The following is a 12,589-nucleotide window of genomic DNA, read 5'->3' as shown; positions in this document are numbered from 1 at the left end:
CCAAAAATCGCATGAAAGAAGTAGGGAGACAGACATGACCGTATTCAAGGAGGCCAATGTGGTCATCACCAATGGTGGCGTTGGCGTGGGGCGCGCCCTCGCACTCGAAGCGTCTCTGCGACGTTCGCGATCAGCGTCCCACACAACGCCTTCGGGAAGATCAGAGCACAACCTGGCCTGCATTCGCAGCCGTCCGGATACGCCACCTTCAACTGCGGTTTCTAGATGGTGACCCACGACTGAACATTTGATTAACAACAAAGGAGACGAAAGTGACCAAGCACAACATGTACGACCTGGTAATCGTGGGGATGGGAGCAGCGGGACTCGCCGCCGCCGCGAGTTGTCACGATGCCAGCGGCGGGCGGGCCAGGATCGCCGTGATCGAACGTGCCCCGAGCGATCAACGCGGTGGCGCGACGCGGTGGACGAATGCCGCACTGCGCCTGAACGACGACGGTGAATTCGACCCCGACTGGAAGCATCTGGTCTCCCAACAAAGCAACGGGCTCGCCGACGCCACCTACTGCGAAATCATGGAGGCGAACGTTATGGAGGCGCTCGACTATGTGAAAGGCTTCGGCGTCGAGATCGAGAAGTTGCCCCTATTCGCCCTTGGATTCCACGAGAGCGGTGGCGGAACACACGCGATGTGGCAACCGGTCGGCGGCGGCGCGTCTATCGTGCATCACGTCGGCGACGCCGTTGACGCGCACAAGCACACCGACGTTTTTTACGAGACCGAAGCGGTCAGTCTGCACCTCGAAGATGGCCTCGTCGCCGGTGTCAACGTTCGAGGCGCAGACGGACGGATCCGACCACTGCTCGGCAAAGCCGTGCTGCTCGCGTGCGGAGGATTCGAAGGCAACCCCGAGATGCTCACCCAGTATCTCGGCGAGCGCGCCGTCGACCTCGTGCCCATCGCCCCCGGCATCCTGAACAACACCGGCGACGGCATTCGCATGGCGATGAACATCGGCGCCGGCACTTCAGGGCAGTTCGACATGATCCACGCAGAAGGGGTCGACCCCCGCTCTCGCAAGGCCGATGCGGTCGTTTGGTCATACTTGTTCGGCATCGTGGTCAATGCGCAGGGCGAGCGCTTCTTCGATGAGGGGGCGAGCACACTGGATCGCACCTTCGAGCGTCTCGGATGGGAGATATGGCGTAACCAGAACCAGAAGGCCTTCCTGATCGGGGATCGGAAGTACATGGCGAATCCGTACTCAGCCGCCCTCAACGTGACAGACATCGCGCCGGTCGTTGCCGACACCATCGAGCAGCTAGCAAACCAGCTCGGGATCGACGCCGAAGGGCTTGGGAGAACGGTCGCAGCATTCAATGCCGCAGTGCCTGGCACGCGGATCGACCCCAGCCGACCCGATGGCGCGGCCACGACCGGTATCAACCCGCCCAAATCGAATTGGGCCGAGTCTGTGAGCGAAGGCCCCTTCTATGGTTTTCCGCTCACCGGGGCAGTTACGTTCACTTTCGGTGGCCTCAAGACCGACAGCGATGGACGCGTCCTCACGCCTACGGGCCGGGCCATCCCCGGCCTGTACGCGGCAGGAGAGATCACGGGGCTTTTCTATCACGAGTACGCCTGCGCTACATCCGTGCTGCGGTCAATCACTTTTGGTCGTCGCGTCGGCCTGCGAATCGGCGCCGAACTGCCTGTGCCGGTGACGCAATGACTGCGGCCGCATTCCAAGTGTCGACCCGATTCCCGGAGATCGACCCCAATACTCAGTACCAGCACTTCATTGCCGGCGTTGCCGCCACCCCCTCGGATGGCAAGACCTTCCGGTGCCTCGATCCGTATGAGGAGACCGAGTGGGGCTTCGTAGCACTCGGCTCAGCGGCGGACGTCGACCAGGCGGTACGCGCAGCCCGCGCGGCCTTCCCTGATTGGGCGAACACACCGATCGCCGCACGCGCCGAGATCATGCGGGTCTTCGCCAACCTGATCCGGGAGCATGTCGAGGAACTAGCCCGGCTGCAAGTCCACGAGAACGGCAAGACGATCACCGAGATGCGGGGCGTCACCTCGATGCTTCCGGCGCTGGCCGACTACGTCCGGCATCTCGCGATCAACGATCACGGTGCGGCGCTTCAGCCGACCGCGCCGGGACACGACGCGTGGACCCGGCCGGAGCCCATCGGCGTCATCGCCGCGATCGCTCCGTGGAACAACCCGCTGCTGCTGCTGTCCTGGAAGCTGTTCCCGGCGATCGCGGCGGGGAACACGATCGTGGTCAAGCCGTCGGAGGTCACGCCGGTCTCGACGCTGCGGCTGGCCCAACTGGCACACCAGGCTGGCGTGCCGGCAGGCGTGATCAACGTAGTAACGGGTGGCCGTGAGACGGGCCAAGCGCTGGTGAATCACCCCGACATCGACAAGGTGGCGTTCACAGGTTCGACCGGCGCCGGGATCCAGATCGCCAAGGCCGCGGCGAACCGCGTCCTACGCACGACCCTAGAGCTGGGCGGCAAGGGACCTCAGATCGTTTTTCCCGAAGCGGACCTCTCTCGAGCCATCCCCAGCCTTGTTGCCGGCCTGATCTCGGGCACCGGCCAAGCCTGCAACGCCGGTTCGCGCCTGCTGGTGCATGAGAGCGTGTATGACGAGGTACTCGCCGGGCTACGCGCTGCACTGGAGAAGGTCGTGATCGGCGACCCTCTCGACCCGAAGGTTCAGATTGGCCCGCTGGCGTCGCGTCCGCACTATGAGAAGGTCACTGGCTACTTCGCCATCGCGGAACAGGAGCAGGAGACCACACTGCTCTACGGCGGACACTCCGGCGCCGCGCTCGGTGGAGGCAAGACCGGCCTGTTCGTCGAGCCGACCGTGTACGCGACGCCTGAGCGCACGTCGCGGGTCCGATGTGAGGAGATCTTCGGCCCGATCGGATCGCTGATCCGCTTCGGCAGTGAACAGGAAGCCATCGCCATCTCGAACGAGTCCGAGTTCGGACTTGTGTCCGGATTCTGGTCCCAGGACGTCGACCGGATCGCCCGGGTGTCGAAAGCGCTGCGCACCGGCGTGGTGTGGGTCAACACCTGGCGTGCATTCGGGCTCAACGTGCCGTTCGGGGGATACAAGCTCAGCGGCATCGGCCGGGAACTTGGCCCCGACATGATCCGCGAGTACACCGAAACGAAGGCCATCTGGTTGGGGCACGGGCCACTGGCCTGAGGCGGCTGCACGCTGGGCGACAGCTTGAACGCCACCGGCTCGACACGCCCGATGGCACGACCAGAGGCACGCCAACGTGCAGCGAGTCGGCGGTCATCACGGACGTTTCTCCAGCCAGACCGGATGCTCCATGCCGATCACGGCGGATGCGCTGATCGGCCCGAAATACCGCCTGTCGAACGACGCCGGGTTGGTCAATCTCGTCTCAGGTGGCCTCGACCAGCTCGCTTTTGCGCACCAGCGTCAGCAGAATCATGCGCAGAGGCAGACGAATAGTCGGATACGTGGCCACCGACTCGATCTGCCGCGACGTCAGCCGGATCTCCAGCGGCGACACGGCGCGCTCCTTGGGTGCGAAGGTCGCAATCGAGGCTGCGCCCATATCGGTCGCCGGGTTGTCCACCTTTTCCCCATGCAGGATGGCGAAGGCATAGACCTGCTTCACGATGTCGCGAACGTGAACGGCTGTCGCAGGCGCGCCGCGAGCCTTCACTTTGTTGCACAAGGCGTGCTAGGTCGTCGGACCTGATTTCGTTGAGTAGACAGTTTTTAAACGCCGGCAAGAAGTCCCGACCAACGATGCTCTTGCGCATCGCCCGTGTGCCGTCGGCCATCTTGGCATCGGCGAGGCAGCTAACGGTCATGTCGCAGACGTCCGACTTCCAGTTCTTATTTTCCGCTCTACCGCCAACCTGTTTTCCTGGCCGGCGATAGTCACAAATAGCTCGCGTGACGTATTTTTCCTGAATTAACACGTACAGCAGTTTTTCAGTAACTGGCGATAGTCCCTGGAACACAGTGACCTCTGGAGATGTACTTCCGGCGGGGAATGGTTCGATACGGCATCGGCAGCCAACTGGCTCTGCCCCACCTTTTTGCTCTTCCTCCATGCGCCCGCCCTGCCCTTCACCGTTAGTGGCGACCCATCAAAAATCGCGCAATCCGACCTTGCAGATCGAGGATGTGGCTATGCGGGAAATATGGCCGCGCTCGCCACGCTGCATTCAGTTAGCGGAATAAAAAAACCCAGCCAAGAATAAAATAACCAAGAGACTAGTCGTGTTGGGGCGTTTTCAATTCTTCTGTGCAACTTTAGCTATCGTCCAAGTTATTCCTACGCTCAGTTTCTCGAGCGCGCATTTCAGAAATCCGCTCTTCGATTGTATTGAGGCCGACTGCGGAACGCCGTTGGTTCACTTGCTCGGGATTGTCTATCGCAAATGGGATAGGCCAACCGTCTTCATCGACGTCAAATTGTGTCCCATAGATCTGCTTTTGACCACTTAACGTGCAGATGCGGTCTCTAAGAAAGGCGAGCTGCCAGCCCTCGACCCTGCCGCTTGTCACGCCTCGCTCCATAATGCTCGCACATTCTTGCATGAACGGGATGTTGGACACGGAATGCTGAGCGATCAGCCAAGCAGCCTCCGCTCCCTTCATTCCGGCAATCAGGTTATCAGGCCATCCTTGCTTCTCAATAATTGATTTCAGCCTACCGACATTTTTTTCGTGAACAGAACGCATCGCCGGATGGTACTTTTCCGAGGGGAGCTCTCCAGTCTTGAACAGTTGCTTGAGGACACGCTGATCCTCATCAGCCATCTCTACGAGAGCCCGCTCCAAATCGCTAACAGTCGCTACATTCATCTGCACTGATCCTCTTGAGTCAGATTATATTTTGGCCCTATCCTTGTCCTGCCCTGAAAATAATGCAGTAAGCCAAGACATTCGCCGTCTCACTATGCTCAGCGATTCCTGTGCCGCTCTGGCAAATCCCTGCGCATAACCTTCATAAAAATCACAAAGCACAAGCCCTTGAAAGATAATTGGTTGCATATGCTAACTTCAGGACCACAACCGTTGAATGTTGGAGCAAAAATCTTAACCATGTTGTCCATCTATCAGTAACTCTAAAATTTCATCACCCAAGTCGTCATATTCCCCAGTGGGCTTCCAGCCCAGATGGCGATAGAAGCCGTAGGAGCGCACGCCGGGGTCAGCAGCGCAGCCCAAGAACAGCCGGGCGAATCCCCTACGCCTGAACTCCGCGACAACAAGTTGTAGCAGCGATTTTCCGATCCCGCATCCTTCATACTCCGGCAGTAACGCCAGCACGACGATCTCTCCGCTGTCGCGATCACCAAAGCAATAGCCAATCATCCTACCTTCTATGTCGCCGATGTAGCCGATCATGCTGCCTCCAGCGATGCCATTTGCCCAGCTTTCTTCATTTACTCCCAAAGCACTTAGATCCTCCCGAGAGAAAGCATTTTCGCGCGTTCGTCCTCGCAGGTCGATGCAGGCCGTAGCGTCCTCAGGGGCAGCAATTCTGAAATCAATACTCTTCACTATTTCTCCTTTTGGGATAATTGCATACGCAGCGCAGGCAACGACGTAGAAATAGCACTGGAGAGAGTTATCTCCAATGCTATCTAGTTTAGTGATTGCCGTCCTGTCGGTTCTTGAAAATTACTCATCCTCAGGAGAGCGAAAAATTACCGCGTGTCAAGATAACTAACTCAGAGAACGGTCTTGATGCTCCGGGTGCATCCTAAATCCAAAATCTAAAGCTCCAGAAAAACTTCATCCGGGCATCTGTCGTCAGCGCGTGAAATAGAATTCGCTATAGCGCCTATTTTTCCAACTGCGGCGTTTTCCACTGGACGCGTCCAATAAGCCTCAATTCAGAAAACGTACAGTCTCTCCTCTGTAAGAAATAAGAATTGTGGGGGAAACTGTTGTTCACGTAATTTGCTTAGCATCTTTTACTGCTGGGGGCTCCATACGGCACGCCCCTACCCACGCTCTGCCAGACGGGTAATGAAGTGCACTAGGGGAGTGAGCCGACTATCGATGTTTTTTTCTCACCTATCGTCTCGCCGAAATTTTCACTCTTCATCCGCCGGAACGTATGCCAGAAGATCACCGGGCTGACAATCGAGATACTGGCAAATTATCTCTAGTGTTGAGAACCGGACTGCGCGAACCTTCCCAGACTTCAGCAATGAGACATTCGCCTCGGTGATGCCGATAGCACGTGCGAGTTCATTGGAGCGCACTTTTCGCTTAGCGAGCATCACGTCAAGATTTACTACGATCGGCATGAGTTACACAGTCAACTGTTGTTCTTCATCAATCTTGCGGGCTTCATTCATGACCCAAGCGATCACTAATAGCAAGCCCCCGACAAGAGCGGCCTCCAGCATGCCCACAGTGACCCCCACGCTTAGCAAACGTTCCCCCGGGGGATTGCCTGCGGAAAGCGCCAGCGCCATGGCTGGCGTGAAAAGCATCTGGACAATGGAGAACAGGATCAAGCACCGTCCCAAGCCACGCAGCGCTTGCACATTCAACTCACCGAACATCGTTCCTTCAGCATAGAGAAGAAACAGGCGGCGAAGATGATTCAGCCCTGACAGCATCGGCAGCGCTGCTATCAAGGTCAAGCCGAGGCCGACACCTCGAAGAACTGGCGTCAAGGATTGAACCGAAACCATGCCGCTCAGCCATTGCCTGCTCAAGGTCTCGGGGCTCACGACCAGCCAGTAGGCTCCGATAGCCACGAGACTCCCAACCATCAACCACACACAGACGATGGAAAAACGCTTGCTGACTAGGCGGATCCTCTGTCTCGCTTCGTTGTGTTCTGCATCCACAGCGGGCTCCTTTGTTGAAAACTTATCAATTCTAGATAAAATTATCGAAAAACAGAAATTAAATGTTGTTTAATTTATTTTTTGCCAGATGGGTATGGTGCTTGGACCTTTGGCCTGTGCCACGTACGCGCACCCACTTGCCCGTCATCCGCTTGCAACCCATAAGAAAACTCCGTGTATTCGCTCTCTCCAACCTCTCGTAGGACGCACTTCGGGCGAGTCGCCATTGCGTTGTGGGTCACCGTGCTGCATCTCGCGGCCTTGTGGTTGGTCGACGCCTTTGACCGCAAGAACGCCACACCCACGAGGCAAGCTGTATCGCCGATTCAGGTGAGATTGCTGCCGCCATCGCCATCGCCCCGCGCGCTCACGAAAACCGCGCAGACCTCTGAAGAAAGACATCTGCCTGCGGCAACGCAGAAGCTGCGCACGACGCAGCGAGCTGTCGCGACGGTCGAGCGTCCTTCCAGAACACGTATAGAGTGGAGCAATCCGCCCGATAGCTCCCATCCAACGCGTCCTGACGAAGTCAAGGTCACGCGATCTGCAGAGGCGACGGAAGCGGTTGACGAGCCATTCAGCGTGCGAGAAGAAAGGTACGCGCCTCTGGACCTCAGTTTGCCCCGACAGCACGCCGACGCAACGGTGTTTGACCATCGAGTATTCAAAGGCACCAACCCGAAAAAGAGTGCAAACCAGGTATTCTCCGAGGCCATAGAGCGGGCTCAACGACCCGACTGTCGATCCGCCCACGCCGGGGCGGGCGTTCTGGCAATACCACTCCTGCTGGCGGACTCCATTTCTGGTCGCGGATGCAAGTGGTGAGGGGGCCGTGAGCACTCAATGCGGGTGGTCTGAGGTGGATGGCCGCAGGGTTCCGGTCCTGCGGTCGTCGCCTGGCGGTAATCCTTGGCGATGATGGGGCGCACATTGAATTGGCTTCAGCAATACAAGTTGAAACTGGCCTCTCTAAGCGCGTACGAGTTAGGTGCGTATTCGGGCTTGTTGTAGACCGAACGCGAGGTTCGCCCCTCCTCGTGGGCCAGGCACTTCTCGATCCAGTCACCATCGAAGCCCACTTCGTTGAGCAGTGTGGAGCCGCTGCGGCGCAGGTCATGCACGCTGAAGAGCTCCAATGGCAGACCGGCCGCTTTGGCCCGCGCCACAATGAGCTGTGTCACCCGGTTCAGGGTCGCATGCGACATGCAACGGATCGGGTCGTAGCGCGAGGGCAGTACGAACTTCGAGCCAGCAACGCAGGTGTACAGCTGTGTCGGTAAGCATCGAGGTTTTTCTCCTGTTTCGTGACGGCTTTTTTTTACCGTCAGGGGTCAGGAGACCCGTCGATGCCCGGAAATCCGCATGAAACAAGCTTTCCAGGGGAGCGTTTTACCGTCAAAGACCGGTTTGGTCTCAATAGTAAACGAGAGGGTCTTAATCAGACCCCCGATTCTTACCGTCAGTTCTACCGTCAACCCGTTTCGCTGGCCGGCGATAGCCACCGATAGCTGCCGTGACGTATCTTCTTTTAAATCAAAACGTTACGACGGTTTCTCGATGCCTGGTGATAGTCCCTGGAGGACCTGGTTTCACTCCCACTCAATCGTCGCCGGCGGCTTGCTGCTTACGTCGTAGGTCACGCGGTTGATTCCGCGAACTTCATTGATGATGCGGCTGCTGACTTTCTTGAGCAGGCTGTAGGGCAACTCGGCCCAGTCTGCGGTCATGAAGTCGCTGGTTTGCACCGCACGCAGCGCTACGACATAGTCGTAAGTACGGCCATCGCCCATCACACCCACGCTCTTGACTGGCAAGAAAACCGTGAAAGCCTGGCTGGTGAGGTCGTACCAGCTTTTACCGCTGTTCTTGTCGATGTGAGAGCGCAGCTCTTCGATGAAGATGGCGTCGGCACGGCGCAGCAGGTCGGCATACTCTTTCTTGACTTCACCAAGAATACGCACGCCCAAGCCAGGGCCGGGGAATGGGTGGCGGTAGACCATGTCGTGCGGCAGGCCCAGAGCTACGCCCAGTTCACGGACTTCGTCTTTGAACAGGTCGCGCAGAGGCTCCAGCAGCTTCAAGCCCAGTTGCTCTGGCAAACCACCCACGTTGTGGTGGCTCTTGATGGTGACGGCCTTCTTGCTCTTGGCTCCGCCTGACTCAATGACGTCAGGGTAGATGGTGCCTTGAGCCAGGAAGGTCGCGCCTTTGTTGCCTTGGCCGTTGGCCTTGAGCTTTTCGGCTTCGGCCTTGAACACGTCCACGAACAGGCGGCCGATGATTTTGCGCTTTTGTTCAGGGTCTGTGACGCCGGCCAGTTCACCAAGGAACAGGTCGCTGGCGTCTACCCGGATCACCTTGGCGTGCAGCTTACCGGCAAACATGTCCATGACCATGTCGCCTTCGTTCAGGCGAAGCAATCCATGGTCAACGAACACGCAGGTCAGCTGGTCGCCAATGGCGCGGTGGATAAGGGCTGCAGCTACGGAAGAATCAACACCTCCGGAGAGGCCGAGGATGACTTCTTCGTCGCCCACTTGCTTGCGGATGGATTCCACCGCTTCGGCGATGTGGTCGCGCATGACCCAGTCTGGCCTGGTGCCGCAGATTTCCAGCACGAAACGGTCAAGCAAGGCCTTGCCTTGCACCGTGTGCGTGACTTCTGGGTGGAATTGAACGCCATAGAAGCGGCGCTCTTCATCAGCCATGCCTGCAATGGGGCACGAATCTGTACTGGCCATGAGCTTGAAGCCGGTGGGCAGCTCGGTGACTTTGTCACCGTGGCTCATCCAGACCTTGAGCATGCCGTGGCCTTCCGGAGTGTGGAAGTCCTCGATGCCTTTGAGCAACTCGGTATGGCCGCGAGCGCGCACTTCGGCGTAGCCGAATTCGCGTGTGCTCCCGCCTTCTACCTTGCCACCCAATTGCTGCGCCATGGTTTGCATGCCGTAGCAAATGCCCAGTACGGGCACGCCCAGGGCAAAGACTGAATCAGGCGCTTTGTCGTCTACTTCATACACGCTGGCATGGCTGCCAGAGAGAATGACGCCTTTCAGGTTTCCGTCAGCGGCGTAGGCGCGTACCCAGTCGTCATTGACGTCACAAGGGTGTACTTCGCAGTACACATTGGCTTCCCGCACGCGGCGGGCGATGAGCTGGGTGACCTGCGAGCCGAAATCTAGGATCAGGATTTTCTGGTGTTGCATGGTGCCGCTTCAATCCGCCCGGTAGTTCGGTGCTTCTTTCGTGATCTGCACGTCATGGACGTGAGACTCACGAATGCCCGCTGCCGTGATCTGGACGAATTCGGCCTGGTTGCGCATGTCGTCAATGGTGGCGCATCCGCAGTAGCCCATGCTGGCACGCAAGCCGCCAGCCATCTGGAACAGAATGGCAACCACGCTGCCCTTGTAGGGCACGCGGCCTTCAATGCCTTCTGGCACCAACTTGTCTGCATTGGGGTTGCCCGTGCTGCTTTCCTGGAAGTAGCGGTCTGCACTGCCCTGCTGCATGGCGCCAATGCTGCCCATGCCGCGATAGCTCTTGTAACTACGACCTTGGAAGAGCACGATTTCACCGGGGGCTTCTTCAGTTCCAGCGAACATGCCGCCCATCATGACGGTGCCGGCACCGGCTGCGATGGCCTTGGCGATGTCACCGGAATAGCGGATGCCGCCGTCAGCGATCAGGGGCACACCTGTACCTTGCAAAGCTGTGGCCACGTTGTCGATAGCTGTGATCTGGGGCACGCCCACACCCGCCACGATACGGGTGGTGCAGATGCTGCCTGGGCCGATACCGACCTTGACACCGTCAGCGCCCGCCTCTACCAGCGCGCGCGCTGCGGCACCCGTGGCGATGTTGCCGCCGATGACTTGCACACCTGGGTAATTCTGCTTGACCCAGCGCACGCGCTCGATCACACCCTGGCTGTGACCATGGGCGGTGTCTACGACCAGGGCATCTACCCCGGCTTTGACCAGCGCTTCCACGCGCTCTTCAGTGCCCTGCCCTACGCCGACGGCTGCGCCTACGCGTAGCCGGCCATTGGCGTCACGTGCGGCATTGGGGAAGGTGGTTTGCTTGGTGATGTCTTTGACGGTGATCAGGCCCTTGAGGCGGTCCTGGTTGTCAATGATCAGCAGGCGCTCCAGCTTGTGCTTATTCAGGATGCCCTTGGCTTCCTCATGGCTGGTGCCTTCTTGCACGGTGATCAGGCGCTCGCGTGGCGTCATGATTTCCCGAACGGGGACGTCATAGCGGGTCTCAAAGCGCAGATCGCGCCCTGTGACGATGCCCACCACACGGCCCTGGTCGATGACTGGGAATCCGCTGATGCCCAGTTCGTCAGACAGCTGCATTACCTGGAGCACAGTGTGCTCGGGTGTGATGACGACGGGGTCGCGCAGCACACCACTCTCGTAACGCTTCACTTTAGCGACCTGAACAGCCTGTTCCTGGGCTGTCAGGTTCTTGTGAACAATGCCGATACCACCCTCTTGTGCGATGGCAATAGCCAGGCGCGCTTCAGTGACGGTATCCATCGCAGCCGAAACCAGGGGTAGGTTCAGGCGGATGTCACGTGTGAACTGGGATGAGAGATTGACGTCCTTTGGGAGGACTTGGGAGAACGCGGGGACGAGCAGGACGTCGTCGAAGGTAAGCGCGTTACCGAGAAGGCGCATGTGAAAGCTCCAAAAAAAGAATTGTATCCGTGTGCGCTATGACCCTGTCATGAGATACCCTTTCTGTTTTCCCAAGTGGACAGGCTTTAGAACGTATTCACGGCTTTTCAAGTGTCGAAAAGATAATTAATATGTTCTCATTAATTGACTAAATGACTCTCGTCAGAATCTTCACCGCTTGTTTGCTGCTCGTGGCAGCGGGCACCGCGTCGGCCCAATATCAGTGGGTCGACAAGGATGGCCGCAAGATCTACAGCGACCGCCCCCCTCCTGCGGACGTGCCTCAAAAGAGCATCCTGAAGGAACCGCGCAGCACCACCAGAGCAGCACCTCGGGTGCCGGCTGAAACTGCCGCCAGCAGCCCTGCGGCTTCTGCCGCACCTGCACCTACACCCGCCGCCGCTACCGGGACCGACAAAGCCCTGGAAGAGAAGAAAAAGCAGGCGGATGCCGCTGAAGCAGCGAAGAAAAAAGAAGAAGAGCAAAAACTCGCTGCTCAGCGGGCAGAAAACTGCAGACGCGCTCTTTTATCCAAGGCAAGCCTTGATTCCGGCGTACGGGTCACTCGCACCAGTGAAAAGGGTGAGCGGGAATTTCTGGATGATGCTGCGCGAGCTGCAGAGCAGCAGCGCGTGCAGTCGGTTATTCAATCGGACTGCGCCAAGTAGGCCAAGCTGATCTTCACGCTGGCTACTGGCCGGGCTTTCAGTAGCCTGATTTAGCGCCGGCCCTGCGCTGCGCGAACAAGCCTGCTCCTCTGGCACCTTGCTTGTTGAAGCGCTCGCGCCGTGCTACTTTGGGGTCTACCGTCAGCCCGCGCCAGATCTCCACCCGGTCCTGGTCTTGCAGGGGCTGATCAAGGGGTGCCTTGCGGCCCCAGACACCTGCGCCTGCCGGCTCCAGCACGGCCTCAGGAAAGTTGGCCTGCCAGCCACTGGCATCTATGGCCTGCCTGATCGTGCTGCCCAGGGGAAGTTTCAATGTCACTTCCCAAAGCTGCCTCTGCGCGGGCGCAAAGACCACGGTGACCGAGAGAACTTGGTCGCTCACGC

12 protein-coding genes and 3 pseudogenes are annotated in these 12,589 nt (G+C 58.5%); 5 read left to right on the top strand and 10 right to left on the bottom strand.

The features are described from left to right. The first annotated feature begins 34 nt into the window (after nt 1–34). From ABIE13_RS02045 to ABIE13_RS02035, 3 genes are read left to right on the top strand one after another with little or no spacing between them, the layout of a single operon-like run. On the top strand, nt 35–232 hold the full coding sequence (locus ABIE13_RS02045; protein ID WP_354440696.1) for a hypothetical protein: 198 nt from the start codon (nt 35–37) through the stop codon (nt 230–232). A gap of 40 nt (nt 233–272) precedes the next feature. Then, nucleotides 273–1,694 carry an FAD-binding protein gene (locus ABIE13_RS02040; protein WP_354440695.1) on the top strand — a complete coding sequence of 474 codons (1,422 nt, stop codon included), beginning with the start codon at nt 273–275 and terminating at the stop codon, nt 1,692–1,694. After that, a complete protein-coding gene (locus ABIE13_RS02035) occupies nt 1,691–3,196 on the top strand; it encodes an aldehyde dehydrogenase family protein (protein WP_354440693.1) in 1,506 nt (501 codons plus the stop codon). The genes ABIE13_RS02040 and ABIE13_RS02035 overlap by 4 nt, the downstream gene beginning before the upstream one ends. Nucleotides 3,197–3,292: 96 nt before the next feature. Here ABIE13_RS02035 and ABIE13_RS02030 read toward each other — a convergent pair. The 6 genes and pseudogenes from ABIE13_RS02030 to ABIE13_RS02005 all read right to left on the bottom strand — a co-directional run. Continuing rightward, a pseudogene (locus ABIE13_RS02030) lies at nt 3,293–3,394 on the bottom strand (S26 family signal peptidase); the annotation flags it as partial. A 10-nt stretch (nt 3,395–3,404) separates the two neighbouring features. Next, nucleotides 3,405–3,843 (bottom strand): annotated as a pseudogene (locus ABIE13_RS02025) (tyrosine-type recombinase/integrase); the annotation flags it as partial. Nucleotides 3,844–4,288: 445 nt separating this feature from the next. After that, nucleotides 4,289–4,843 carry a DUF6624 domain-containing protein gene (locus tag ABIE13_RS02020; protein WP_354440691.1) on the bottom strand — a complete coding sequence of 185 codons (555 nt, stop codon included), beginning with the start codon at nt 4,841–4,843 and terminating at the stop codon, nt 4,289–4,291. A 234-nt stretch (nt 4,844–5,077) separates the two neighbouring features. Then, nucleotides 5,078–5,545, bottom strand: a complete 468-nt coding sequence (locus ABIE13_RS02015) for a GNAT family N-acetyltransferase (protein ID WP_354440689.1) — start codon at nt 5,543–5,545, stop codon at nt 5,078–5,080. A gap of 539 nt (nt 5,546–6,084) precedes the next feature. After that, nucleotides 6,085–6,300, bottom strand: coding sequence for a helix-turn-helix domain-containing protein (locus ABIE13_RS02010; RefSeq protein ID WP_354440687.1), 216 nt, complete (start codon nt 6,298–6,300; stop codon nt 6,085–6,087). 3 nt (nt 6,301–6,303) lie between these two features. Next, nucleotides 6,304–6,852: a DUF2975 domain-containing protein gene (locus ABIE13_RS02005; RefSeq protein WP_354440685.1), complete on the bottom strand. Its 549-nt coding sequence runs from the start codon at nt 6,850–6,852 to the stop codon at nt 6,304–6,306. A gap of 174 nt (nt 6,853–7,026) precedes the next feature. Here ABIE13_RS02005 and ABIE13_RS02000 point away from each other — a divergent pair, with 174 nt between their 5' ends. Next, nucleotides 7,027–7,677, top strand: coding sequence for a hypothetical protein (locus ABIE13_RS02000; RefSeq protein ID WP_354440683.1), 651 nt, complete (start codon nt 7,027–7,029; stop codon nt 7,675–7,677). Between the two features lie 164 nt (nt 7,678–7,841). Here ABIE13_RS02000 and ABIE13_RS01995 read toward each other — a convergent pair. From ABIE13_RS01995 to guaB, 3 genes and pseudogenes are all read right to left on the bottom strand, one after another. Next, nucleotides 7,842–8,120, bottom strand: a pseudogene (locus ABIE13_RS01995) (tyrosine-type recombinase/integrase); the annotation flags it as partial. Nucleotides 8,121–8,441: 321 nt separating this feature from the next. Further along, complete coding sequence (gene guaA / locus ABIE13_RS01990) at nt 8,442–10,058, bottom strand: glutamine-hydrolyzing GMP synthase (RefSeq protein WP_354440681.1); 1,617 nt, start codon at nt 10,056–10,058, stop codon at nt 8,442–8,444. Nucleotides 10,059–10,067: 9 nt separating this feature from the next. Continuing rightward, nucleotides 10,068–11,537 (bottom strand): IMP dehydrogenase, encoded by a 1,470-nt coding sequence (guaB, locus tag ABIE13_RS01985; protein ID WP_354440679.1) that lies wholly within the window; start codon nt 11,535–11,537, stop codon nt 10,068–10,070. 152 nt (nt 11,538–11,689) lie between these two features. Here guaB and ABIE13_RS01980 point away from each other — a divergent pair, with 152 nt between their 5' ends. Continuing rightward, complete coding sequence (locus tag ABIE13_RS01980; RefSeq protein ID WP_354440678.1) at nt 11,690–12,205, top strand: DUF4124 domain-containing protein; 516 nt, start codon at nt 11,690–11,692, stop codon at nt 12,203–12,205. A 37-nt stretch (nt 12,206–12,242) separates the two neighbouring features. Here ABIE13_RS01980 and ABIE13_RS01975 read toward each other — a convergent pair whose 3' ends face one another. Continuing rightward, entirely contained in the window at nt 12,243–12,587 is a 345-nt protein-coding gene (locus ABIE13_RS01975) for an RnfH family protein (RefSeq protein WP_354440676.1), read from the bottom strand. Between the last annotated feature and the right edge of the window lie 2 nt (nt 12,588–12,589).

The organism is Ottowia thiooxydans, from assembly GCF_040548795.1.
Taxonomy (GTDB): Bacteria; Pseudomonadota; Gammaproteobacteria; order Burkholderiales; family Burkholderiaceae_C; genus Ottowia; species Ottowia thiooxydans_A.
This window is presented reverse-complemented; position numbering and strand designations above follow the sequence as displayed.